Source organism: Streptomyces ambofaciens ATCC 23877, from assembly GCF_001267885.1.
GTDB classification, from domain to species: domain Bacteria; phylum Actinomycetota; class Actinomycetes; order Streptomycetales; family Streptomycetaceae; genus Streptomyces; species Streptomyces ambofaciens.
On the sequence record NZ_CP012382.1, the window covers coordinates 6,689,287 to 6,713,541 of the forward strand.

General features: G+C 73.7%; 21 protein-coding genes. 12 read left to right on the forward strand and 9 right to left on the reverse strand.

Annotation, left to right across the window (positions count from 1 at the left end):
- Positions 1-62: 62 nt before the first annotated feature.
- From SAM23877_RS29530 to SAM23877_RS29545, 4 genes are all read left to right on the forward strand, one after another.
- A complete protein-coding gene (locus tag SAM23877_RS29530) occupies positions 63-857 on the forward strand; it encodes an RNA polymerase sigma factor SigF (RefSeq protein WP_053139635.1) in 795 nt (264 codons plus the stop codon).
- A gap of 493 nt (positions 858-1,350) precedes the next feature.
- The gene (locus SAM23877_RS39730) at positions 1,351-2,376 is read left to right on the forward strand and encodes a hypothetical protein (RefSeq protein ID WP_053139637.1); all 1,026 of its coding nucleotides are present in this window, start codon (positions 1,351-1,353) and stop codon (positions 2,374-2,376) included.
- 169 nt (positions 2,377-2,545) lie between these two features.
- A complete protein-coding gene (locus tag SAM23877_RS29540; RefSeq protein ID WP_079030823.1) occupies positions 2,546-3,886 on the forward strand; it encodes an aminotransferase class I/II-fold pyridoxal phosphate-dependent enzyme in 1,341 nt (446 codons plus the stop codon).
- Positions 3,883-4,944 carry an MBL fold metallo-hydrolase gene (locus SAM23877_RS29545; protein ID WP_053139639.1) on the forward strand — a complete coding sequence of 354 codons (1,062 nt, stop codon included), beginning with the start codon at positions 3,883-3,885 and terminating at the stop codon, positions 4,942-4,944. The genes SAM23877_RS29540 and SAM23877_RS29545 overlap by 4 nt, the downstream gene beginning before the upstream one ends.
- A 27-nt stretch (positions 4,945-4,971) precedes the next feature.
- On the opposite strand, the gene SAM23877_RS29550 is transcribed toward SAM23877_RS29545, so the two are convergent.
- Both SAM23877_RS29550 and SAM23877_RS29555 read right to left on the reverse strand, forming a co-directional pair.
- Positions 4,972-5,595, reverse strand: a complete 624-nt coding sequence (locus tag SAM23877_RS29550; RefSeq protein WP_053139642.1) for a DedA family protein — start codon at positions 5,593-5,595, stop codon at positions 4,972-4,974.
- A complete protein-coding gene (locus SAM23877_RS29555; RefSeq protein WP_053139644.1) occupies positions 5,592-6,365 on the reverse strand; it encodes an MBL fold metallo-hydrolase in 774 nt (257 codons plus the stop codon). Before SAM23877_RS29555 ends, SAM23877_RS29550 begins: the two co-directional genes overlap by 4 nt.
- 83 nt (positions 6,366-6,448) lie before the next feature.
- Here SAM23877_RS29555 and SAM23877_RS29560 point away from each other — a divergent pair, with 83 nt between their 5' ends.
- The 4 genes from SAM23877_RS29560 (at position 6,449) to SAM23877_RS29575 (ending at position 11,215) form a co-directional block, all read left to right on the forward strand.
- On the forward strand, positions 6,449-6,850 hold the full coding sequence (locus tag SAM23877_RS29560; RefSeq protein ID WP_053139646.1) for a hypothetical protein: 402 nt from the start codon (positions 6,449-6,451) through the stop codon (positions 6,848-6,850).
- A 114-nt stretch (positions 6,851-6,964) separates the two neighbouring features.
- A complete protein-coding gene (locus SAM23877_RS29565) occupies positions 6,965-9,100 on the forward strand; it encodes a phage holin family protein (RefSeq protein WP_418080518.1) in 2,136 nt (711 codons plus the stop codon).
- Positions 9,101-9,184: 84 nt separating this feature from the next.
- Positions 9,185-10,591, forward strand: coding sequence for an amino acid permease (locus SAM23877_RS29570; RefSeq protein WP_053139650.1), 1,407 nt, complete (start codon positions 9,185-9,187; stop codon positions 10,589-10,591).
- 198 nt (positions 10,592-10,789) lie between these two features.
- The gene (locus tag SAM23877_RS29575; RefSeq protein WP_043377849.1) at positions 10,790-11,215 is read left to right on the forward strand and encodes an OsmC family protein; all 426 of its coding nucleotides are present in this window, start codon (positions 10,790-10,792) and stop codon (positions 11,213-11,215) included.
- 4 nt (positions 11,216-11,219) lie between these two features.
- Here SAM23877_RS29575 and narI read toward each other — a convergent pair whose 3' ends face one another.
- The 6 genes from narI to SAM23877_RS29605 all read right to left on the reverse strand — a co-directional run bounded on the left by narI (position 11,220) and on the right by SAM23877_RS29605 (position 19,566).
- Entirely contained in the window at positions 11,220-11,942 is a 723-nt protein-coding gene (narI, locus tag SAM23877_RS29580) for a respiratory nitrate reductase subunit gamma (protein WP_053139652.1), read from the reverse strand.
- Positions 11,939-12,433, reverse strand: a complete 495-nt coding sequence (gene narJ / locus SAM23877_RS29585; RefSeq protein ID WP_053139654.1) for a nitrate reductase molybdenum cofactor assembly chaperone — start codon at positions 12,431-12,433, stop codon at positions 11,939-11,941. The genes narI and narJ overlap by 4 nt, the downstream gene beginning before the upstream one ends.
- Before the next feature lie 4 nt (positions 12,434-12,437).
- Positions 12,438-14,033 carry a nitrate reductase subunit beta gene (narH, locus tag SAM23877_RS29590; protein ID WP_053139656.1) on the reverse strand — a complete coding sequence of 532 codons (1,596 nt, stop codon included), beginning with the start codon at positions 14,031-14,033 and terminating at the stop codon, positions 12,438-12,440.
- On the reverse strand, positions 14,033-17,728 hold the full coding sequence (locus SAM23877_RS29595) for a nitrate reductase subunit alpha (protein ID WP_053139658.1): 3,696 nt from the start codon (positions 17,726-17,728) through the stop codon (positions 14,033-14,035). The genes narH and SAM23877_RS29595 overlap by 1 nt, the downstream gene beginning before the upstream one ends.
- Before the next feature lie 112 nt (positions 17,729-17,840).
- Positions 17,841-18,650 carry an SAM-dependent methyltransferase gene (locus tag SAM23877_RS29600; RefSeq protein ID WP_053139660.1) on the reverse strand — a complete coding sequence of 270 codons (810 nt, stop codon included), beginning with the start codon at positions 18,648-18,650 and terminating at the stop codon, positions 17,841-17,843.
- 52 nt (positions 18,651-18,702) lie between these two features.
- Positions 18,703-19,566: a helix-turn-helix domain-containing protein gene (locus SAM23877_RS29605; protein WP_053139665.1), complete on the reverse strand. Its 864-nt coding sequence runs from the start codon at positions 19,564-19,566 to the stop codon at positions 18,703-18,705.
- 218 nt (positions 19,567-19,784) lie between these two features.
- Between SAM23877_RS29605 and SAM23877_RS29610 the strand changes: the two genes are divergently transcribed.
- Positions 19,785-20,210 (forward strand): hypothetical protein, encoded by a 426-nt coding sequence (locus tag SAM23877_RS29610; RefSeq protein WP_053139667.1) that lies wholly within the window; start codon positions 19,785-19,787, stop codon positions 20,208-20,210.
- On the opposite strand, the gene SAM23877_RS29615 is transcribed toward SAM23877_RS29610, so the two are convergent.
- Positions 20,192-21,007: a helix-turn-helix domain-containing protein gene (locus tag SAM23877_RS29615; protein WP_053139670.1), complete on the reverse strand. Its 816-nt coding sequence runs from the start codon at positions 21,005-21,007 to the stop codon at positions 20,192-20,194. The two genes, SAM23877_RS29610 and SAM23877_RS29615, sit on opposite strands and share 19 nt — an antisense overlap.
- 125 nt (positions 21,008-21,132) lie before the next feature.
- On the opposite strand from SAM23877_RS29615, the gene SAM23877_RS29620 reads away from it, so the two are divergent.
- Genes SAM23877_RS29620 through SAM23877_RS29630 form a run of 3 tightly spaced genes read left to right on the forward strand, consistent with a single transcriptional unit; the run spans position 21,133 to position 24,135 of the window.
- The gene (locus SAM23877_RS29620) at positions 21,133-21,438 is read left to right on the forward strand and encodes a 4a-hydroxytetrahydrobiopterin dehydratase (protein ID WP_053139672.1); all 306 of its coding nucleotides are present in this window, start codon (positions 21,133-21,135) and stop codon (positions 21,436-21,438) included.
- A gap of 5 nt (positions 21,439-21,443) precedes the next feature.
- A complete protein-coding gene (locus SAM23877_RS29625; RefSeq protein ID WP_053139674.1) occupies positions 21,444-22,223 on the forward strand; it encodes a class I SAM-dependent methyltransferase in 780 nt (259 codons plus the stop codon).
- Positions 22,224-22,260: 37 nt separating this feature from the next.
- On the forward strand, positions 22,261-24,135 hold the full coding sequence (locus tag SAM23877_RS29630; RefSeq protein ID WP_053139676.1) for a rhamnogalacturonan lyase: 1,875 nt from the start codon (positions 22,261-22,263) through the stop codon (positions 24,133-24,135).
- The last annotated feature ends 120 nt before the right edge of the window (positions 24,136-24,255 follow it).

A 24,255-nucleotide genomic window follows, 5' to 3' on the forward strand; every position in this document is an offset into this window, starting at 1 on the left:
CCGACCGGGCACCCGCCCGGCGCGACGAAGCGTCCCCGCGCTCCGAAGGAGTTGCGACGCACATGCCGATCCACGTCAGCGTGAAGCATCCGCACGACGACGCCCCCGACACCGCCGACGCCTTCCGCCGGCTCGCCGCCCTTCCCGACGGCCCGGAGCGCGACGCGGTCCGCGACCGGATCGTCGAGGCCTGGCTGCCCATGGCCGAGCGGCTCGCGCGACGCTTCCGCAGCCGCGGCGAGAGCCACGAGGACCTGCGCCAGGTCGCGGCCCTAGGCCTGGTCAAGGCGGTGGACCGCTACGACCCCGAGCGCGGCAACGCCTTCGAGAGCTACGCCGTGCCGACGATCACCGGCGAGATCAAGCGCCACTTCCGCGACCACATGTGGACCCTGCACGTGCCGCGCCGGGTCCAGGACCTGCGCAACCGTGTGCGCGTCGCCGGCCAGGACCTGTCCCAGACCGTCTCGGGACGCGGGCCCACCGTCACCGAGATCGCCGAGCGCGCCGACCTGAGCGAGGAGGACGTCCGGGTCGGACTGGAGGCCCTGGAGAGCTTCACGGCCCTGTCGCTGGACGCGGAGCTCCCCGGCACCGAGGACGGCTACTCGCTCGGCGACGCGCTCGGCGGCCCCGACCCGGCCCTCGACACGGTCGTCGACCGCGAGGCCGTCAGGGAGCGCCTGGCCGCCCTGCCCGAGCGGGAACGCGCCATCCTCTACATGCGCTTCTTCGACGACATGACCCAGAGCCGCATCGCCGAGGAGCTCGGCATCTCCCAGATGCACGTCTCCCGGCTGCTCAGCCGGTGCTGCAACCGGGTACGGGAGCAGGTGCTGCGGGACCAGGCGGCGTGAACCGACGGAAGCCGGGCGGGCGGTCGGGGTGCGGAAGTCGGGCCGGTGGCCGGGGGTGCCAAGGCCGGGCGGTCGATCGGGGTGCCCGGACCGGGCCGGCGGCGGGGGGTGCCGAGGCCGGGCGGGCGGTCGGGGTGCGGAAGTCGGGCTGGCGGCCGGGGTGCCAAGGCCGGGCGGTCGATCGGGGTGCCCGGACCGGGCCGGCGGCGGGGGGTGCCAAGGCCGGACCGGCGGCCGGGTGCCAAGGCCGGATATCGGCGGTGGGGATGTGGAGACCGGGCCGACGGTCGAGGGTGCCAGAACCTGACCGGGGGCCCGGGCTGCGAAAACCGGATCGGTGATCGAGGGTGCGAAACCCGGCGGTCACCCGCTCGGGCGCCTCGTTCCCGCGAACGGCGCACGGCGGCGCGCGCGGTGGTGCCGGGCGGGCTGTGATGGCCGCAGGGGCGCGAGCACCGTGCCCCGCAGCCGTCGCTCGAAGGAGCCCGCCCCCATGCGCCGCACCGCCCGCGCCCTGTCCGCCGCCGTCCTGGCCGGTGCCGCCCTCGGCGTCTTCACCGGGGCCGCCTCGGCCGAACCAGGTGCGCCCCTTCCACCCGCCGAACCCGGCGTCCCCTCCCCACCCGCCGCACCCGGTGTTCCGTCCCCGCCGGCGACACCCGGTGTGCCTGCGCGCCCCGCGGCTCCCTCCGCGCCCGAGGCTCCCTCCGCGCCCGACGCTCGCTCCGGGTCCTCCGCGGCCTCCGGGGGACCCGTCGCCGAGGTCAGCCCGGCCGACGCCGTCCCGGGTGGCACCGTCACCGTCTCCGTCTCCTGCGCTCCCACCGGCGCCCCCGCGCCCGCGACGCTGGACGCCACGTCACCGGCCTTCGAGGAGGGCACCGTCGCCCTGCGCAAGGTCCCGGGCGTGGCGGGGACGACGTCCGGGCCCGCCTACCGCGGCACCGCGCGCATAGCCGTCGCGAAGGACGCCGAGGGCAGCGGAGCCACCGGAGACACCGGAGCCACCGAAGACGCCGCAGCCACCGAGGACGTCGAGCAAGTTCCGGACGCCCCCGATGCCCCGCTCGCTCCGGAGATCCCCGACGCGGCGGACACCGAGGACGCCTGGACCGTCGACGGCGCCTGTCCGGAGGAGTCCGGCGGCGAGGGCGACCCCTGGAGCGCGACGATCACCGCGCCGGAGCCGGGCGAGGAGGGCGCCGCCGTGGCACCGCCGTGCCCCGAGCCCGCCCCGCGCGGCGAGGCCCCGGCGCACGGCCGGGCTCCCGCGCCCGGTGCCTCCTGTGCCCCCGAGCCGGCCTGTCCCGAGCCCGCCGCGCCGCACGGTGAGGCCTCCGCGCGGAAGGAGCCCTGCGCCGGCCCGGCGGCGGAACACGGTGTGCGGGCCGGCGCGGGCGGCGCCTTCTCCGACTCGGTGCCCGCCCTGGTCGCCGGTGGCGTCCTGATCGCGGGCGCCGGCGCCGCGGCCGCGCACCGGCTGCGGCTCCGGCTGCGCGGGGACGCGGAGCAGCACTGACCCCCGGGCAGCACCGTCGCGCTTCCACGCGACCCGGACCACAGCCATGCCGCCGCGCCCCGGTGGGTACGTTCAGCAACGAACCGAGGAAGACCGATCAAGACCTGGGATGAAGGGCACCCGGCCGGCGGCGACAGGACACGGCACCACGGACTGCGCGGAGGCACGCATGCGGCGCACGGACCCCGAAGGGCAGGACTCCGGAGACGGCCACGCCCCCGCGCGGCACGACTCCCGGAACCGGGCCCCCGCGCGCCACGGACCCGAAGGACACGGACCCGAAGGACACGGCCCCGTCCGCTTCGGACCGCACCTGCCCGACGACGGCCTGGCCGTGCTGCCGGAACTGTCCGCCGTGCTCGCCGCCGCGGCCGGCCGCGGCGGCGAGGAACCGGCCGGCGGGGCCCCCGCCCTCCTGGCCGCCGCGAGCGGCTACTGGGACCGGCGTGGCCTGCCGACCGACCCCGGCCGGGTGGCCGCCGCCCCGGGCGCCAACGCCCTGCTGCTCGCGCTGACCGCCGTGCTCGGCGGCGACGTCCTGGTGCCGCGCCCCTGCGCGGCCTGGTGGGCGCCGTACGCACGGCTGCTGGGCAGGCCCGTCTTCCACGTCCCGACCCCGGCCGAGTCCGGCGGCGTCCCCGATCCGTACGCCCTGCTGGAGACCGTCCGGCGGGTCCGCGCCGAGGGCGGTGACCCACGCCTGCTCGTGCTGTCCGTCGCCGACGACCCCACCGGCACCGTCGCGCCGCCCGAACTGCTGCACGAGACCGTCGAGGCCGCCGCCGCCGAGGGGCTGCACCTGGTCAGCGACGAGACCTGGCGCGACACCCTGCACGACCCGCACGCCACCGTGCTGCTCAGCCCCGCCGAGATGCTGCCCGAACGGGTCACCGTCGTCACCGACCTGGCCGGCGCGCTGCTGCCGCCGGGCTGGCCGGCCGCGGTCGCCCGCTTCCCCGCGTCCGCCACCGGGGACGGCCTGCACGCCCGCGTGCTGGACGTGCTCACCGCGCTCGGCGCCCGCGTCGCCGCGCCCGTCGCCGCCGCCGCCGGGTACGCGCTCGCCGAACCCGAGGCGGTCACCGCCCGCCGGTCGGCCACCGTGCGCCTGCACGCGCGCCTGGCCGCCGCCGTGCACGCCACGGTCGTCGGCGTGGGCGCCACCGCACGGCCTCCGCAGGCCGGCCGCCACCTGTACGCCGACCTCGGCCCGCTGCGCGACGCCCTCGGCGCCCAGGGGGTCGGCGACGCCCAGGAACTGGAGGACTTCCTCACCGCCCGCCTCGGCATGCCCGCGCCGGGCGGCCACCGCTTCGGCGACGACCTCCAGGCCCTGCGCGTCCGGCTCTCGACCGGTCCTGTGGCCGACGGTGGTACTGATGAGCAGCGCACAGAACGTCCCACCGTCCCCGACCCGTTGGAACTGCCACACGTGCAACGCGCCCTGATCGGTCTGAAGTCGGTCTTCGACGATCTCCGCGACGCTCAGCGATGGGAGCCTCCTCGATGACGCAGCAGCCCCGGTCGACCACGAGCACCTCCACGTCCGTCAAGGACACCGACGCGCCGCCGGTCACACCCCCCTCGACGCCCTCGGACCCGCCGCTCGCGGAACCCCGGCCGCTGGCCGAGCACCGGGTGTGGCCGCGGACCTTCCACGACCGGCTGACCGCACCGCTGCCCGGTCTGAAGTCCTTCGCGAGATTCGCCCGCGAGGGCGCGGTGAGACCCGGCCCCGAAGGGCTCGCCGACATCCCCCGGCTGCCGTACGCACCCGGCCGGCCGCCCCGCGTGGACGCCGGCACCACCGCCGTCACCTGGGCGGGGCACGCGAGCTGGGTGGTGAACATCGGCGGGCTCACCGTGCTCACCGACCCGGTCTGGTCCCGCCGCATCCTCGGCACGCCGGCCCGGGTCACTCCCGTCGGCGTCCCCTGGAGCGCCCTGCCCCGCGTGGACGCCGTCGTGATCAGCCACAACCACTACGACCACCTGGACGCCCCGACGCTGCGACGGCTGCCCCGGGACACCCCCGTCTTCGTCCCGGCCGGGCTCGGCCGCTGGTTCCACCGCCGCCGCTTCACCCGCGTCACCGAGCTGGACTGGTGGGAGGCGGCCGAACTGGACGGCGTCCGCTTCGACTTCGTACCGGCCCACCACTGGTCCAAGCGCAGCCTGACCGACACCTGCCGCACGCTGTGGGGCGGCTGGGTGCTCACCGGCCCCGACGGCAGGCGCCTGTACTTCGCCGGCGACACCGGGTACGGCCACTGGTTCGCCCGCATCGGCCGCCGCTACCCCGGCATCGACCTCGCCCTGCTCCCCATCGGCGCCTACGACCCCCGCTGGTGGCTCAGTGACGTGCACTGCGACCCGGAGGAGGCGGTGCGGGCCGCGCAGGACGTCGGCGCCCGGCGGATGGCCCCCATGCACTGGGGCACGTTCGTCCTCTCCGCCGAGCCGGTGCTGGAGCCGCTGACCCGTGTCCGCGCCGCCTGGCAGCGCGCGGGACTGCCCCGGGAGCACCTGTGGGACCTGCCGGTCGGCGGCTCCCGCGTGCTGGAGTGACCGCGGTCGGGGGAGGGCGCCGGGCGGCTACGCCTTCGCCGGCCCCCGCAGCCGCCGCCACAGGCTCGGCGCCACGCTGACCAGCACGGTCAGCGCGATCGCGGCGGCCACGCCCTCCCACGGCTGGTCGAACAGCGCGCCGCTGAGAATGCCGATCAGCTGGTACGTCACCGCCCAGGCCAGACAGGCGGGCAGGTTGCCGTGGGCGAACCGGCGCAGCGGCCACTCGGCCAGCAGACAGGCCAGCATCACCGGTATCCGCCCCGCCGGCACCAGCCGGGACAGCACCAGCACCGCCACGTCGTGGTCGGCGAGCTTCTCCTGCGCCTGCGCCAGCCGGTCCTCGGGCGCCCGGGACCGGATGGCCTCCAGCCAGCGCGAGCCGTTCTTCGAACCGACGCCGCGCCGGCCCAGCCAGTACAGCGCCATGTCCCCGCAGAACGCGGCCAGCGAGGCCGTCACGAACACCATCAGCATCGAGTACGGCAGCGTCTGGTGGGTCGCCACCACGGCCGCCGAACTGACCAGCGCTCCCGTCGGTACCACCGGCACCAGCGCCCCGATCAGTACCAGCAGGAACAGCGACGGATAGCCGAACGCCTGCTGCGTCGGCTCGGTCGGTATGCTCACCGCCGCGTCCAGCCAGCTCACCGCACGACCTCCACCCGCACGCTCTCGCCATGCCCCAGCCGGTGCACGGCCACCCCCGGCGCGCGCAGCGCCGACAGGCGCACGAACTCGTCGCCCGGCGTGTGGAACTCGTGGGGGCGCACGGCGTCCATCCCGATCGGCCAGTACGTGCCGTAGTGCACCGGCACCGCCGTGCGCGGCGCGAGCCGGGCCAGCGCCTCGGCCGCCCGCCCCGGGTCCAGGTGCTCCGGGCCGAGGTTGGGTCCCCAGCCGCCCACCGGCAGCAGGGCCGCGTCGACCGGCCCGACCTCCTTCTCCATGGCGTCGAACAGGCCGGTGTCCCCGGCGAAGTACGTCCGGGCCTCGCCCTCGACGACGTAGCCGAGGGCGGGGGAGCGCTGCCGTCCGATCGGCAGCCGCCGACCGTCGTGCCGGGCCGGCACCACCCGGATCCGCAGGTCACCCACCAGAACCTCGTCGCCGGGCGCCACCTCGGTCAGCTTCAGGTGCGCGAGCCGGCGCAGCCCCGGTACCGACCGGCGTACGCCCCGGGGCACGAGCAGGCGCGTGCCCGGGGCGAGCCGTGCGAGCGAGGGCACGTGCAGGTGGTCGGCGTGCAGATGGGACACCAGCGCCACGTCCGCGCGCCAGGCGTCCGGCGGCGGCACCGCGCCCCGGCGGCGGCGCAGGTGCGCGAGCCGGCGGGCGAACAGGGGGTCGGTCAGCACGCGTATGTCCGAGTCCTCGACCGTGCAGGTGGCGTGACCCCACCACGTGAGCTCCACCGGCACCTCATTGCCTCCTTCGCGCGACTCCCCGAAGCCTACGTCCAGGAGTAGGGTCGGCGGCGAAAACGGGAGGTGAGGGGGACATCATGGGTCTGGTGCGGGTGACGGCGATCGCGAGTCTGACGCCGCTGGAACAGTTGGACGACGACCCCTTCCTGGTCGATTCCCGCAGCCAGCACGCCATGTGCGCCCGCTGGGCCGCGGAGCACGGCTACGTCGTCGCCAGGGAACTGCTGGTACGCGGTCTGCGACCGGACCACGACGCGCTGTGGGACGGCGTCCGTCCCGGGCAGGACCTGTTCGTGGCGCCCAGCCGGCGGGTGCTGGAGAGTGCCCTTTCGTCCGTGGAGGAGTTCACCGCGGAGTGCGCGAGGCGCGGGGCCCGCGTCGAGACGGCCGGTCACGCCGAACCGTCCTACGACGCCCGGATGAAGGCGTGCGTCCACCGGAGACTGTCGATGCCGACGGCCGGGTACGACGGCCGCTGACCGCGCCGCGGGGTGTGAACCGGACCCGGGGGGACAAACAGGCGCTCCGGACCGTTGTGACAGGGTGGGGCGGGCCCGCGCCGAGAACGGGCCGGGACGTGAGGTGTGCGGAGCGTGGGTGCAGGGCGTTGGCGCCGGGTCGCCAGTCAGATCGGACGGAGTGTCGCGGTGTGGGCCGTGTCCACCGTCACCATGCTCGCGCTCGCCGGCATCCTCCCCGACTTCCGGCTCCAGTCGCCCGACGGTGACAGCGCCACCGACATCGCCGTCACCGCCGCGGTGGGGGCCGGCGCCTTCGGCCTGCTGTCCGCCCTGGTGTGGCCGCTGATGGTCCGGATGCTGCTGCTCGTGCCGGCGCTCGTCCTCGGGCTGCTGGTCTTCTTCCTCAACGGCGGACTGCTGCTCCTCGCGATCGACGTGAACCCGGCCGGGCGCGGCGGCGTCGCCCCCGAGACGGCGGTCGTGGTGGCCGCCGTCATGTCCGCGGTCGCCTCCGCCACCGGCGGTGCCCTGGCCGTGCGCGACGACGACGCCTACCGGCGCCGGCTGTACCGCCTCGCCGACCGCCGCCGCAGATCCGGCCCGCCCTGCCCGGCCGGCCCCGGCACCGTCTTCCTGCAACTGGACGGCGTCGGCCACGACGTCCTGCTGGACGCCGTGGACAGCGGCGCCATGCCCACCGTCGCCCGCTGGCTGGGCCGCGACGGCCGGTCCGCGACCCACCGGCTGGCCGTGTGGCACACCGACTGGTCCAGCCAGACCGGCGCCAGCCAGCTGGGCATCCTGCACGGCAGCAACCACGACGTCCCCGCCTTCCGCTGGTACGAGAAGGACAGCGGCGAGGTCGTGGTCTGCAACCGCCCGACCAGCGCCGCCGCACTGCAGCGCCGGGCCATCGAGCGCACCGGCGACGGCGGGCTGCTCACCTTCGACGGCGCCAGCCGCGGCAACCTGTTCGGCGGCGGCGCCGACGAACAGGCACTCGTGCTGTCCATCGCCACCCGGCGCCGCAGCCCGGAGACGCGTTCCCGCTCCGGCTACTTCGCCTACTTCTCCGACCCGGCCAACGCCGTGCGCACCGCGATGTCCTTCGTCGCCGAGGTGGGCCGGGAGATCGGCCAGTCCACCCGGGCCCGCCTGCACAAGGTCCGCCCCCGCGTCTCGCGCGGCGGCCTCTACCCCTTCGTCCGCGCCTTCGCGACCGTCGTCGAACGCGACGTGGTGGTCGCCGCGGTGATGGGCGACATGCTCGCCGGACGCACCGCCGTCTACGCCGACCTGGTGGCCTACGACGAGGTGGCGCACCACTCCGGACCGGCCGGCCGGGACGCCGCGAAGGTGCTCCGGCGCCTGGACCGGTGCCTCGCCCTGATCGAGACGGTCACCGAGCACGCTCCCCGCAAGTACCGCATCGTCGTCCTGTCCGACCACGGCCAGAGCCCCGGCGAGACCTTCCGCACCCGCTACGGCCTCACCCTCGGCGACCTGGTGCGGGCCGGCTGCGGATTGCCCGTGCCGCGCCGGGCCCAGCGCACCCGCAGCGGCGCCGAGGCGCGCAACACCGTACGGGCCGCCCTGCACCGCCCCGTCGAGGAGGGCGCGGAGCAGCAGCGCCCCGCCGACACCCCCACCGGCCGCCGCTCGGAACCGATCGTGCTGGCCTCGGGCAACCTGGGCCTGGTCTCCTTCCCGGACGTGCCGCACCGGATGACCCGGGAGGAGATCGACGCCCGCCACCCCGCGCTGCTGCCGACCCTCGCCAACCACCCCGGCGTCGGCTTCCTGCTGGTCCGCAGCGAGCGGCACGGCGGTGTGGTGCTCGGCGCGCGCGGCGCGGAGATCCCCCTGGACCGGCTCGACGAGGACCCCGGCCCGCTCGCCGTCTTCGGACCCGGCGCGGCCGACGCCGTCCGCCGCACGCACTCCTTCCCGCACACCGCCGACATCATGGTCAACTCCTTCCACGACCCGGTCGACGGCGAGGTCCTCGCCTTCGAGGAGCAGATCGGCTCCCACGGCGGACTCGGCGGCGCCCAGTCGCGCGCCTTCCTGCTGTCGCCGGCCGTGCTGTCCGCGCCGGTCGCCGAGGGCGAGGAGATCGTCGGCGCCGAACAGGTCCACCGGATCCTGCGCCGCTGGCTGCGGGAGTCGAACGGCCCGCAGGTACCCGTGGACGATTCACGGTCGAGGGCCGTCGACAGTGCACCTTTTCCCGTGGTGGGCGGGGTCGCGCAGGACAAAAGCGCCTGATTTGGAGCCATGGCGGACGGTGCCCGACCATGGGCGCCGTCCCGGCGATCCCGGGCACCAGTTCCAAGGAAGGCGCCCCACCCCATGCACGTCACCGGGACCGTCCCCCCACCGGCTCCGGACCCGCGGGAGACCCCCGCGGCCCCCGATCCCGCTCCCGGCAACGGCAGGCACGCCCGCCGCTTCGGGCTCCCCGTCGCCACCGCCCTGGTCATGGGCAACATCATCGGCGGCGGCATCTTCCTGCTCCCGGCCTCCGTCGCGCCCTTCGGCACCATCAGCCTGCTCGCCTTCGGCGTCCTGACCGTCGGCGCCATCGCGCTCGCCCTGGTCTTCGGCCGCCTCGCCGCACGCGACCCGCGCACCGGCGGCCCCTATGTCTACGCCCGCGAGGCCTTCGGCGACTTCGCCGGCTTCCTCGCCGCCTGGGCGTACTGGATCACCACCTGGGTGTCCAACGCGGCGCTCGCCGTCGCCGCCGTGGGCTACCTCGACGTGCTGATCCCGGTGAACGACCACCGCTGGACCGCCTGCCTGGCCGCGCTCGTCGTCCAGTGGCTGCCGGCGCTCGCCAACTTCGCCGGCACCCGGTACGTGGGGGCCGTCCAACTGGTGGCCACCGTGCTCAAGTTCGTGCCGCTGCTGCTGGTCGCGGTCGGCGGACTGTTCTTCTTCGACCCGGACAACCTCGGCCCGTTCAACGCGAGCGGCGGCAGCGGCGTCGGAGCGGTCACCGCCGCCGCCGCGATCCTGCTCTTCTCCTACCTCGGGGTGGAGTCCGCCGCCGTCAGCGCGGGCGAGGTCAAGGACCCCCGCCGCACGGTCGGCCGGGCCACCGTCATCGGCACCGCGGGCGCCGCCCTCGTCTACCTGCTGGGCACCCTCGCGGTCTTCGGCACGGTCTCCCACGACCGCCTGGTGACCTCCACCGCGCCCTTCTCGGACGCCGTGAACGCCATGTTCGGCGGCGCCTGGGGCGGCTGGGCCGTGGCGCTCGCCGCCCTGGTGTCGATGACCGGCTGCCTCAACGGCTGGACGCTGCTCAGCGCCCAGACCCCCTACGCCGCCGCGCAGGACGGGCTCTTCCCCGCCGCGTTCGCCCGCAGGCGGCGCGGGGTGCCGACGGTCGGCGTCGGCGTCACCGTCGTCCTCGCCTCCCTGCTCACCGTGTACAACTACACGTCGGGCTCGGCGAAGGTCTTCGAGATCCTCGTCCTCGTCACCACCTTCACGGCGACCGTGCCCTACCTCCTGGCCACCGCCGCCCAGCTCTTCCACCTGGTCTCCGGACAGGGCGAGAAGGTCGACCGGGCCCGCCTCGTACGGGACGGCGTGATCGCGTCCGTCGCGGCTGCCTTCTCGCTGTGGCTGGTCGCGGGCGCCGGCTACGCGGCGGTCTACCAGGGCGTGCTCTTCCTCTTCGCCGGCGTGCTGGTCCACGCGGTGATGGCGGCCCGCCGGCGGCGTGCGGAGGCACGGACCGCACCGTGACCCGGCCGCACGGCAGGGCACGGGCACACCCGTCGGGTCCCCACCGCAGGGTTCCCGCGGTGGGGACGGCCGCCGTTCACGGTCCGGCGGGCCGGTGTTCCGCGTGCGCCGGGCCGGAGTGTGATCGGATGGGGGCGGGAACCCGGGCACGGGCTACCACCGCCCCAGTACAGCAAGAGAATTCGAGAGGACTCCGCCGTGGCAACCACGCGCTCCGCACACACCGTCTGGGAAGGCAACCTGCTCGAGGGCAACGGTGTCGTCACCTTCGACTCGTCCGGCATCGGCGAGCAGCCGGTGTCGTGGCCCTCGCGTGCCGAGCAGGCCAACGGGAAGACCAGCCCGGAAGAGCTCATCGCCGCCGCCCACTCCAGCTGCTTCTCCATGGCGCTGTCGCACGGCCTGGCCGGCGCCGGCACCCCTCCCACCAAGCTCACCACCTCCGCCGACGTCACCTTCCAGCCCGGTGAGGGCATCAAGGGCATCCACCTCACCGTGGAGGGCACCGTCCCCGGCCTCGACAACGACGCGTTCGTCGCCGCCGCCGAGGACGCCAAGAAGAACTGCCCGGTCAGCCAGGCCCTGACCGGCACCACCATCACCCTCACGGCGAAGCTGGCCTAGCCGGTCAGGAGCCCGCGCGCTCCCAGCCCCGCCGGTCCGGGCGCGGCCCCAGCTGCCTGGGGTCGCGCGACCGGTAGACCACGTACGGCCGGGTCAGGTACTGCAGGGGCGCGCTGAACATGTGCACGAGCCGGGTGTAGGGCACCAGGGCGATCAGCACCATCCCGATCACCGCGTGCACGTGGTACAGCACCGGCACGCCCTCCATCAGCTCCACCTTCGGGTTCAGCACGAACAGGCTGCGGGCCCAGGGAGCGATGGTGCTGCGGTAGTCGTAGCCGTCGCCCGAGGTGTCCGAAAGTTTGGCGATCATGCCCAGGACGATGGCGCCGACCAGGAAGACGTACATGAACTTGTCGTTGGCCGTGGTGGCGCGGAAGACGGGCGCCTTGGTGCGGCGCCGGTAGACCAGCATCCCGATCCCGGCCACCGTCAGCACGCCGGCCAGGGTGCCGCCGTACAGCGAGAACAGGTGGTAGGCGTGCTCGCTGACGCCGGCCCACTCCGTCCAGGAGGCCGGGACGAACAGGCCGATGAGATGGCCGACCAGCACGAACAGGATGCCGTAGTGGAACACCGGCGAGGCGATGTTGAGGAGCTTCGACTCGTAGACCTGGGAGGAGCGGGTCGTCCAGCCGAACCGGTCGTAGCGGTGCCGCCAGAGGAGGCCGGCGATCAGCAGGGCGAAGGCGGCGTAGGGCAGGACTCCCCAGAGGAAGACGTTCATCGGCGTGCTCCGGTCGAGGCGGGCGGCAGGGTGGCGCACACCGCGTCCAGGACGCACGCGTAGGGCGTCCCGAACGCGGTCAGCCGGGAACGGAGTCGGTCCAGGGCCTCGCGGTGCTCCGTGAGCATGCCGATGTCGCCGGTGCGGGAGGCGAACTCCAGGACCGCCGGGAGGAAGTCGGGGAGTTCCTCGCCGGTGAACTCCAGGCCGTGGGCGCGGTACAGCTCCTTGAAGCGCACCAGGGACATCCCGCGGTTGCGGGTGTCGCCGTCGGTCCACCAGCTCAGGTACAGGCTGTGCCGGTTCTTGAAGTCGAAGACCTCCACGTAGTGCGCCTGGAGGTCGCCCTGCGACGTCACGGCCGCGTGGTCGGTGAAGCCGCGCAGCGGGGGCGCGGCCTCGCGCAGCAGCGGCAGCCGGGCGCGGAAGTCGTCGTCGGGATACGTCAGACAGAGCGCCGCGGCCTGGTACAGCACCTCGAACCCGGGCATCGGATCAGACCTCCCTCTCGTCGTCCGCGGTCTGCCGCCGGCGCAGGACGTGGAAGTTCTCCACCGGCACCAGCGGCAGCCGCCGGCGTCCCGAGTCCTGGCCGAAGGGGCCGTCGCCGCCCATGCCGGGCCCGCCTTCGGTGTCCAGGCTGCACGTGTCCGGCAGGGCCGACGCCTCCAGCCGGTGCGCGTCTCCCACGGCGGCCGTCGGGATCACGTACCGCTCCTCGTACTTGGCGATGGCCAGCAGCCGGTACATGTCCTCGATCTCCTGGGCGCTCATGCCGACGCCCGTGGCGACGGCCGGGTCGGGGGCCTCGCCGAGGTTGATCGCCCGCATGTGGGCGCGCATCGCCGCCAGTTTCTCCAGCGACGCCCGCACCGGCCCGGTGTCGCCCGCCGTGAAGACCTCGGCCAGGTACTCCAGCGGGATGCGCAGCGTGTCGATCGCGCCGAAGAGGTTGCCCGCGTCCTCGCCGTCGTGCCCGGTCTCCGTGAGGGCGTCCACCACCGGCGACAGCGGGGGGATGTACCAGACCATCGGCATGGTGCGGTACTCCGGATGCAGCGGCAGCGCCACCCGGTACCTGCTCACCAGGGCGTGCACGGGGGAGCGCCGGGCCGCCTCGATCCAGTCGAAGGGGATGCCCGCCTCCTCCGCGGCCCGCCGCACCGCCGGGTCCTGAGGGTCGAGGAAGACGCCCAGCTGGGCCTCGTACAGCCCCTGTTCGTCCGGGGTCTCGGCGGCCTCGGTCACCTTGTCGGCGTCGTAGAGCACGACCCCCAGGTATCTGAGCCGTCCCACGCAGGTCTCCGAGCAGACCGTGGGCTGGCCCGCCTCGATGCGCGGGTAGCAGAAGGTGCACTTCTCGGCCTTGCCGGTGCGGTGGTTGAAGTACACCTTCTTGTACGGGCATCCGGTCACGCACATCCGCCAGCCCCGGCAGCGGTCCTGGTCGACCAGGACGATGCCGTCCTCCGAGCGCTTGTACATCGCCCCGGACGGGCAGGAGGCCACGCACGACGGGTTGAGGCAGTGCTCGCAGATGCGCGGCAGGTAGAACATGAAGGTCTCTTCGTAGGCGAAGCGCACCTTCTCCGAGGCCTGCCGCCGCGTGCGCTCCACCATCGGGTCCAGGTCGCCGTAGGCGGGGGCGCCGCCCAGGTCGTCGTCCCAGTTCGAGGACCAGCCGATCTTCATCGGCTTGCCGTCGAGCTGGGAGACGGGCCGGGCGACGGGGTAGTCGGAGCCGAGCGGGGCGTCGGTGAGGTTCTTGTAGTCGTACGTCCAGGGCTCGTAGTAGTCCTTGATCTCCGGCAGCTTCGGGTTGGAGAAGATCCCGGCGAGCTTCTTCAGCCGGCCGCCCGCCTTGAGCCTCAGCGCGCCCCGCCGGTTCAGCTCCCAGCCGCCCCGCCACTTCTCCTGGTCCTCGTAGCGGCGGGGGTAGCCCTGTCCGGGGCGGGTCTCGACGTTGTTGAACCAGACGTACTCCATGCCCCGCCGGTTGGTCCACGCCTGCTTGCAGGTGACCGAGCAGGTGTGGCAGCCGATGCACTTGTCGAGGTTCATGACCATGGCGACCTGGGCCATCGGGCGCATCAGTACTCGACCTCCTGGCTGCGGCGGCGGATCACGGTGACCTCGTCGCGCTGGTTGCCCGTCGGGCCGAGGTAGTTGAACGCCCAGGACAACTGGGCGTAGCCGCCGATGAGATGGGTCGGCTTGAGGATCAGCCGGGTGAGCGAGTTGTGGATGCCGCCGCGCATGCCGGTCGTCTCGGCGAGCGGAACGTTGACCGTGCGTTCCTGGGCGTGGTGCATGTACACCGTGCCGGGTGGCATGCGGTGCGAGACGATCGCCCGGGCCACGACCACGCCGTTGCGGTTGACCGCCTCGATCCAGTCGTCGTCGGCGACCCCGATCGCGTCCGCGTCCTGCGCCGACATCCAGACGGTCTGGCCGCCGCGGGACAGCGCCAGCATGAACAGGTTGTCCTGGTACTCGGAGTGGATGGACCACTTGTTGTGCGGGGTGAGGTAGCGGACCGTCACCTCGCGGTGCCCGTCGGGGCCGAGCCGCGGCTCGCCGAACAGGCGGTTCATGTCCAGCGGCGGCCGGTACACGGGCAGTGCCTCGCCCAGCTCGTGCATCCAGTCGTGGTCGAGGAAGAAGTGCTGCCGGCCGGTGAGGGTGTGCCAGGGCTTGAGGTGCTCGGTGTTGAGCGTGAACGCCGTGTACCGGCGCCCGCCGGCCTCACTGCCCGACCACTCCGGAGAGGTGATCACCGGCACGGGCGCCGCCTGCGTGTCCGCGTACGTGATCCGCTTGCCCTCGTGCTCGGCGGCGAGGTGGGCCATCTCCTGCCCCGTCCTCGCCTCCAGCGTGTGAAAGCCCTGCACGGCAAGGCGGCCGTTGGTCGTGCCGGACAGGGCCAGGACGGTGTCGGCGGCCTTCACCGCCGTGTCCAGCGCCGGGCGCCCGTCGGCCGGGCCGCCGCGCACCGCCCCGTTCATGTGCCGCAGCCGCTCCACCTCCTCGTCCGGCCTCAGGGTGATGCCCTTGGCCGGCAGGCCCTTGCCCTCCACCAGCGGCCCCAGCGCCGCGAACTTCGCGCCGATCGCCGTGTAGTCCCGCTCGACGACGACGAGGTTCGGCATGGACTTCCCCGGCTCGGGGTCGCACTCCCCGCGCCGCCAGTCCCGTACCACCCCGCCCGGCTGGGCGATCTCGCCCGGGGTGTCGTGCTGGAGCGGCGCCGCCACCAGGTCCTTGCGCACGCCGAGATGGCCGACGGCCAGCTCGCTCAGCTTCTCCGCGAGCACCTTGAACGTGTCGAAGTCGGTCCGCGTCTGCCACGGCGGGTCCACCGCCGGGGAGAAGGCGTGCACGTAGGGGTGCATGTCCGTGCTGGACAGGTCGTGCTTCTCGTACCAGGTCGCGGCGGGCAGCACCACGTCGGACAGCAGGGTCGACGAGGTGTGCCGGAAGTCCAGCGACAGCAGCAGGTCGAGCTTCCCCTCGGGCGCCTCGTCGTGCCACACCACGTCCCGCGGGCGCTCGTGGGGCGCGGCCTCCTCGGCGCGCAGCGAGGAGTGGGTGCCCAGCAGGTGCTTGGTGAAGTACTCGGCGCCCTTGGCCGACGAACCGAGCAGGTTGGCCCGCCACAGGGTCAGGATGCGGGGCCAGTTCCCCGGCGCGTCCGGATCCTCGCAGGCGAACTTCAGGGTGCCCGCGCGCAGTTCGGCCACCGCGCCCGCCACCGGATCGCCGAAGGCCTCGCCCAGCTCCAGCGGATTGCGGTCGAAGGTCGGGTACGAGGGCATCCACCCGGTGCGCGCCGACAGCGCGAGGCAGTCCGCGCCCGTCATCCCCTCGAACCGTCCCTCGCCCAGCGGCGAGGCCAGGACGTCGGCGCCGAAGCGGTCGTAGCGCCACTGGTCGGTGTTGAGGTACCAGTACCCGGTGCCGATCATCTGGCGCGGCGGGCGCGACCAGTCCGACGCGGCGGCCAGCGTCGCCCAGCCGGTCACCGGACGGCACTTCTCCTGGCCCACGTAGTGCGCCCAGCCGCCGCCGTTGCGGCCCTGGCAGCCGGTGAGCTGGAGCAGGGCCAGGAAGGCCCGGTAGATCGTCTCGGAGTGGAACCAGTGGTTGGTGCCCGCGCCCATCAGGATCATGCAGCGCCCCCGGGAGCGCTCGGCGGTCCGCGCGAACTCCCGGGCGATGCGCACACAGGCCGCCGCCGGGACCGAGGTGTGCGTCTCCTGCCAGGCCGGGGTGCCGGGGGCGTCCGCGTCCTCGTACGACGCCGCCCAGTCGCCCGGCACCCCGGGGCGCGCCACGCCGTACTGGGCCAGCAGCAGGTCGAAGACGGTCGTCACCAGCGGTCCGGTCGCCCCGCCCAGCCGTGTCGCCGGCACACCCCGCCTCAGCACGTCCCCGCGGCCCTGCGCGTGCGGGCCGCCCTCGGTGTCGAAGCGGGGGAGCAGCACCTCGACGCCCGAGGCCATCTCGTGGCCGTGCAGACTCAGCCGCGGGCGCACCTCGCCCAGGTCGAGGTTCCACTTCCCCTGGTCCGCCTCGTTCCAGCGGAAGCCCAGCGAGCCGTTCGGGACCACCGCGCGGCCCGACGCCTCGTCCAGCACCACCGTCTTCCAGCGGGCGTCCTCGCCCTCCTGCCCCAGGTCGGCCGCGCGCAGGAACTTCGCCGGGACGTACGCCCCGTCCCGCTCGGTCAGCGTCACCAGGAACGGCAGGTCGGTGAAGCGGCGGACGTAGTCGTCGAAGAAGGGCGTCGTGCGGTCGACGAAGAACTCCTTGAGGACCACGTGCCCCATGCCGAGGGCCAGCGCGGCGTCCGTGCCCGGGTGCGGGTGCAGCCACTGGTCGGCGAACTTGGTGTTGTCGGCGTAGTCGGGCGACACGACCACGACCTTCTGGCCCCGGTAGCGGGCCTCCGCCATCCAGTGGGCGTCCGGGGTGCGGGTGACGGGGACGTTGGAGCCCCACATGATCAGGTACGCCGCGTCCCACCAGTCGCCGGACTCCGGGACGTCCGTCTGGTCGCCGAAGACCTGCGGGGACGCGACGGGAAGGTCGGCGTACCAGTCGTAGAACGACAGCATCGGGGCGCCGATGAGGGAGTGGAAGCGGGCGCCCGCCGCGTGCGACACCATCGACATCGCCGGGATGGGGGAGAAGCCCGCGATGCGGTCCGGCCCCTGGCTGCGGATGGTGTGGACGTGGGCCGCGGCGACCATCTCGACGGCCTCGTCCCAGTGCGCCCGCACCAGGCCCCCCTTGCCGCGCGCCCGCTGGTAGCGCCGTCGCCGCTCCGGGTCGCCCTGGATGTCGGCCCAGGCCAGCACCGGGTCCGACAGGCGTGCCTTCGCCTCCCGGTACATCTCCAGCAGCACCCCGCGCACGTACGGGTAGCGCACCCGGGTCGGCGAGTACGTGTACCAGGAGAACGCCGCGCCCCGGGGACAGCCGCGCGGCTCGTACTCCGGGCGGTCCGGGCCGACCGAGGGATAGTCCGTCGCCTGGGTCTCCCAGGTGATGATGCCGTCCTTGACGAACACGTTCCAGCGGCACGAACCGGTGCAGTTCACGCCGTGCGTGGAGGTCACCACCTTGTCGTGGCTCCAGCGGTCCCGGTAGAACGCGTCCGACTCCCGGCCGCCGACCAGCCCGATGCTGTGCAGGTCGGGGGCGGAGGTACCGGGCCGGAAGAACCGCCCCGCGCGCAGCAGGGCCGCGCCCGGCTCGGTCGGCGGTGTCCGCGTGTCGGTCACGTGCGCTGCTCCCTCGATCGCCCGGGTCCTGCCTTTCCGAACCTAGGGGCGGGTGCGGGAGCGCACCTGTTCGCGGGGCCCGTACGGGTCAGGGGGCCGATGGGGGGAGCGGTCAGACCTTGCGCGCGACTCCCGCGTACACCGGCACGACACCCTCCGCCTGGACCGCCACGTCCTGGGAGTCGGGCCGCCATCCGGTGACCGGGATGACGCCGGGGCCCAGCAGCTCCAGCCCGTCGAAGAAGCGCGAGAACTCGCCCAGCGAGCGCGGGTGGAACGGCGTGCCGCTCCGCGTGAAGAGAGCGGCGGCACGGCCCACCGCCTCGGGGTTCAGATCCGGCGTGACCTGGGACAGGACCAGGTGGCTGCCGGGTGCGAGGGCGTCGACGTACCGCCGCAGCAGGCCGTGGACGTCGTCGCCGTCGGCCGCGTCGTCGAGGTAGTGCGTCAGGGCCACCAGCGACAGCGCGACGGGCCGTGAGAGGTCCAGCGACTCGCCGGCCAGCCGCAGGATCGTGTCCGGGTCCCGGACATCCGCGTGGACGTAGTCGGTGGAGCCCTCCGCCGACCCGTGCAGCAGCGCCTCGGCGTGCCGCAGGACGATCGGGTCGTTGTCGGCGTAGACCACGCGCGCCTCGGGGGCCACGGCCTGCGCCACCTGGTGCAGGTTCGGCTCCGTGGGGATACCGGTGCCGATGTCCAGGAACTGGCGGATGCCGGCCTCGGCGAGCGTACGGACGGCCCGGTGCATGAACCGGCGGTTGGCGCGGGCCCCGCGGACCGCCGTGTCGTCCGCGGCGAGGATCCTGCGGGCCAGCTCCTCGTCCACCGGGTAGTTGTCCTTGCCGCCCAGCCACCAGTCGTAGACCCGGGCCGGATGGGGGCGGCTGGTGTCGAGGGGGGCGGCGTCGGGTCCGGTCATGCGGTGTCGTCTCCTCGGGGCCGGGGTGGGGAAGGGAGTCGGGGGCGCGGGGTCAGTGGTACTCGCGGTACTCGCGCAGGATCTTCTCGGTGCGCTGGGTCGAGGCGGCACGCGCCGTCATGTGGTCCAGGACCTCCAGGTGCGCGGAGACCTCCGTACGGGAATCCAGATACAGGGCGCCCGTCAGGTACTCGGTGAACACCATGTCGGGCAGCTCCGGCTCGCCGAACCGGAACAGCGTGAACGGCGCGTACGTCCCGGGATGCGGGCCGTCCTCGAACTCGGCGACCTGGAGTGTCACCCGGTCCCGGACGGAGAACTCCAGCAGCTTGTCCAACTGCTCGCGCATCACCCGCCCGTCGGTGCTCACCGGGCGCCGCAGCACCGTCTCGTCCATCACCACCCACAGGTGGGGCGGGTCCGCGCGCTCCAGCAGCCGCTGGCGCTCCATGCGCAGGGACACGTGCCGCTCGACCGCGTCCCCTCCCGAGTTCCCGATGGTGCCCGCCTCCAGGACCGCGCGTGCGTAGTCCTCGGTCTGCAGCAGCCCGGGCACGAAGTGGGGCTCGTAGGACCGGACGATCCGCGCGGCGCCCTCCAGGCTCACGTACATGCTGAACCAGTCCGGCAGCACGTCGTGGTACCGCTGCCACCAGCCGGGCTGGTTCGCCTCCTCGGCCAGGGCGACGAAGGCCGACACCTCGGCCGCGGGCACTCCGTACGCCGTCAGCAGTATCTGGACGTACGGTATTTTCAGCGCGACCTCGGCCGTCTCCATGCGCCGCACGGTCGCCGGTGCCACCCGGAGCACCTGGGCGGCCTCCTCTCGCCTGAGACCCGCCCTCTCCCGCAGTTCCTGCAACCGCCTGCCCAGGACCACCTGGCCCACTGTGGGTGCGGCCCGCCGCTCACTCACGCCACGCCTCCCCAACGCGCCCAAGTCACACCGCAGTCTGTCATGTACCCCCGTGGCCCTCACAAGGGGAAGCCGTGAACCGACGTCATGACCCGGCGGGTAATCGACCGGGCGCGGTCCGGACGGGATCGTTGGGTTCACCGGGTTCCGGGCCGGCGCACTCCGGCCCGGAACCCGGCTCCCACAGCCTTGTCCGACCCGACGGAGGGTGACTCGCCATGTCCACGAACCAGATCGCCGCACTCGCCCGGACCGCCGAGCCGCAGCTGGCGCTGCGCCGCTTCCTGGCGCTGGACGCGGCGGTGACCGGCGGCAACGCCGTCGCCTACCTCACGCTCTCCGGGCCCCTGGGCCGCTTCCTCGGCGTCGGCTCCGGGCTGCTGCTCACGATCGGCGCGTTCCTGGCCGTGTACGCCGGGTGCGTCGCCCTGCTGGCCGCGCGCCCCGCGCCGCCGGCCGCCTGGGTGCGGGCCGTCGTGGAGGCCAACCTCGCCTGGACGGTGCTCAGTCTCGCCGCCCTCGCCCTCTGGCTCGCGCCCACCACGGCCGGGGCGGTGTGGACGGTGCTCCAGGCCCTCGTCGTCGCCGGCTTCGGGCTGCTCCAGCACGTCGCCCTGAAGCAGCGTCAGGACAGCAGTGTGTGAAGGTACTTGACCGTCGCCGGGTCGGCCGGGAGCAGCGTCTCGATGGCCAGCTCGGCGACCGTCACGTCCATCGGGGTGTTGAAGGTGGAGATGGACGAGATGAACGACAGGGTGCGCCCCTCGTGCTCGATCTGCATCGGCAGCGCGAAGTACGGCACCGGTTCGGCCGGCTCCCCGCCCTGGGCGGTGTCCGGCACCGGGTACGCCGCGACCTCCTCGTACAGCGCCCGCAGCGGTTGTGAACGGTGCAGGGCGATCTGACGGCGCATCTGCTCCAGCAGGTGCCCGCGCCACTCGCGCAGGTTACGGATGCGCGGCGCCAGTCCCTCGGGGTGCAGGGTCAGCCGCATGGCGTTGAGCGGCGGTTCCAGCAGGTGCCCCGGGAGGCCGTCCATCAGCATCGCGATGCCCCGGTTGGCGGCCAGCACCTGGTACGTCGCGTCGACGACCAGCGCCGGATACGGCTCGTACCCCCGGATCAGCCGCTCCATGCCCTCGCGCAGGGCGTCCAGCGCCGGGTCGTCCAGGGGCGTCTCCGGGTAGTGCGGGGCGTAACCGGCGGCCAGCAGCAGCGCGTTGCGCTCGCGCACCGGGACCTCCAGGTGCTCCGCGAGGCGCAGCACCATCTCCTCGCTCGGCCGCGAACGGCCCGTCTCGACGAAGCTGATGTGCCGGGCGGAGGAGCCGGCGCGCAGCGCCAGCTCGAGCTGGCTGACCCGCCGCCGCTCCCGCCAGGCCCGCAGCAGCGGGCCCACGCCCTGGGCGGTGGGTGCGGCGGTGGACGTGAGTGCGGTCATACGCCGAACGGTAGTCGACACGGAAGCGCGCCGGGGCCCCGCCGACGCCGTCGACCGGGGTGCGGGAAGCCGCGCCGTGGCAGGCTGGAACCGTAGCCGCCACCCACGCGTGAGGAGCACAGCCCATGCCCGCCGTACCGCTGTCGCAGCAGGAGATCGAGGAGCGGCTGACCGAGCTGCCGGGCTGGTCCCTCGACGAGGGACGCCTCACCCGCTCCTACCGGCTCGGCTCTCATTTCGCGGCGACCGCGATGGTCGTCCACGTCGCCCAGGTGCAGGAGGAGCTCGACCACCACTCCGACCTGACCCTCGGCTACGACACGGTCTCCCTGGCCGTGCACACCCACAGCGCGGGCGGAGCCGTCACCGAGAAGAACGTCCAGCTCGCCCGCAGGGTGGAGGACCTGGCCGCCGGCCATGGGGCACACTGACGGACGTGCTCGACTACGACAAGGAAGCGGAACGGTACGACGCCTCCCGCGGTGGCGAGCCCCGGGCCGCGGCCGCCGCCGAGGCCGTACTGAGCCTCGTACCGCCGCGGGCGCGCAGCCTGCTCGACGTCGCCTGCGGCACCGGCATCGTCACCCGGCGCCTGGCCGCCGGACGGGACGGCCTGCGGGTGACCGGCGCCGACCTCGCCCCCACCATGGCCCGTTACGCCGCCGCCCGGCTGCCCGGTGCCGTCGTCCTGGCCGACAGCCGCCGACTGCCCTTCCGTGACAGGGAGTTCGACGCCGTCACCAGCGTCTGGCTGCTGCACCTGGCCGGTGGCGCCGACGACGTGCGGGCCGTCGTCGGGGAATGCGCCCGCGTCCTGCGGCCCGGCGGGGTCTACGTGACGACGGTAGACAAGGGCGCCTCGCACAACGTGGGCAGCGACATCGACGCCGTGCTCGCCTCCCGCCCGCCGAGCACCGCCCACGACACCGCCGGGCAGGTCGAGAGCTACGCCCGCGCGCACGGCCTGGTACCCGCGGGGTCCACCCGCTTCACCGGCCACGGTCAGGGGCGCAGCCCCCGCCGTACCATCGCCGACCTGCGACGCGGCTGGTTCGTCACGCTGCCACCGGGCGACCCGCGCGCGGAGCACTTCGCCGCCGGGCTCGCGGACCTCCCCGACCAGGACCGGCCCCGGCCCGACCCCGTCTTCACCCTGCGGGCGTTCGCGAAGCCACGGGCCCGGGGCGGCAACCCCGGCGTGCCGGGCGGCGACTGAGAGGCGGAACTCATCCGTCCTCCAGGAGGTTGGTCCCGTGAGGCACCCCCACACGATCCGCAGACGCCCCCGCGCCCTGGCCGCCGGCCTCGTCGCCGCAGGACTGCTCGGCGCCGGCCTGACGACGCTCACCACCGACACCGCCGAGGCCGCCACGGCGCGGCAGGTCGAGGCCCTCGACCGGGGCGTGGTCAGCGTCCACACCGGTGACGGGAACCTGGTCGGCTGGCGCTGGCTCGGCACCGACCCGGACAACGTCTCGTTCAACGTCTACCGGGCCGGTACGAAGGTCAACTCCGCGCCGGTCACCGGCACCACCACCTTCTTCCACGCCGGCGCGCCCTCCCACGCCGACTACACCGTCCGTGCCGTGGTGAACGGCACGGAGCAGGGCGACTCGGTGCACGCGATCCAGTTCAGGGCCGGCTACAAGGACGTGCCCCTCAGTCCTCCCGCCGGCGGCACGACCCCCGACGGCGTCTCCTACACCTACGAGGCCAACGACGCCTCCGTCGGCGACCTCGACGGTGACGGCGCGCTCGACCTCGTCCTCAAGTGGCAGCCGACCAACGCCAAGGACAACTCCCAGTCCGGGTACACCGGCAACACGATCGTCGACGGCGTCAAGCTCGACGGCACCCGGCTGTGGCGCGTCGACCTGGGCCGCAACATCCGGTCCGGCGCCCACTACACGCAGTTCCAGGTCTACGACTACGACGGCGACGGCAGGGCCGAGGTCGCCATGAAGACGGCCGACGGCACGAAGGACGGCACCGGCGCGGTGGTCGGCAGTGCCTCGGCCGACCACCGCAACTCCTCCGGCTACATCCTCTCCGGCCCCGAGTACCTGACCATGTTCGACGGCCGCACCGGCAGGGCCATGGGCACCGTCGACTACGTCCCCGCCCGGGGCACCGTCTCCTCATGGGGCGACTCCTACGGCAACCGCGTCGACCGCTTCCTGGCGGGCACGGCCTACCTGGACGGCTCCCGCCCCTCCCTGATCATGGCGCGCGGCTACTACACGCGCTCGGTGATCGCCGCCTGGGACTGGCGGGGCGGGGCCTTCACCCGCCGCTGGACCTTCGACACCAACTCCTCCACCAACGCCGGCAAGGGCTACGACGGCCAGGGCAACCACCAGTTGTCCGTCGCCGACGTCGACGGTGACGGCAGGGACGAGATCGTGTACGGCGCCATGGCCGTCGACGACAACGGCAACGCCCTGTGGACCACGAGGAACGGCCACGGCGACGCCATGCACGTCGGCGACCTCGATCCGTCGCGTGCGGGCCTGGAGGAGTTCAAGGTCGACGAGGACAGCTCGAAGCCCTCCTCCTGGATGGCGGACGCGCGCACCGGTCAGATCCTCTGGGCCACCGGTGCGAGCGGCGACAACGGCCGCGGCGTCGCCGCCGACATCTGGTCCGGCAGCGCGGGCGCCGAGTCCTGGTCGTCGGCCGAGAGCGGCATCCGCAACCCGAAGGGCACGGTGGTGAACAGCCGCAAGCCCTCCAGCGCCAACTTCCTGTCCTGGTGGGATGGCGACCCCGTCCGCGAACTCCTCGACGGCACCCGGGTCGACAAGTACGGCACCTCCGGCGACACCCGCCTGCTCACCGGCTCCGGCGTCGCGTCCAACAACGGCACGAAGGCCACCCCGGTCCTCGCCGGCGACCTCCTCGGCGACTGGCGCGAGGAGGTCGTCTGGCGGACCGCCGACAACACGGCCCTGCGCATCTACTCCACCCCGCACGACACGGACCGCAGGATCACGACCCTGCTCCACGACCCCCAGTACCGCACGGCCCTGGCCTGGCAGAACACCGCCTACAATCAGCCCCCGCACCCGAGCTTCTTCATCGGCGGCGGGATGGCCACGGCACCCAGGCCCACCGTGTTCACGCCCTGACCCGCCGAGCCGGGCAGGGGACGCCCGCCGATCCTCCGAGCCGGGCCGCTGCGCGGCCTCGGTGAGCGGTCGCCGCGGCGCAGCGATGTCAGTGGCACCTCGTAGGCTGCACTCATCCAT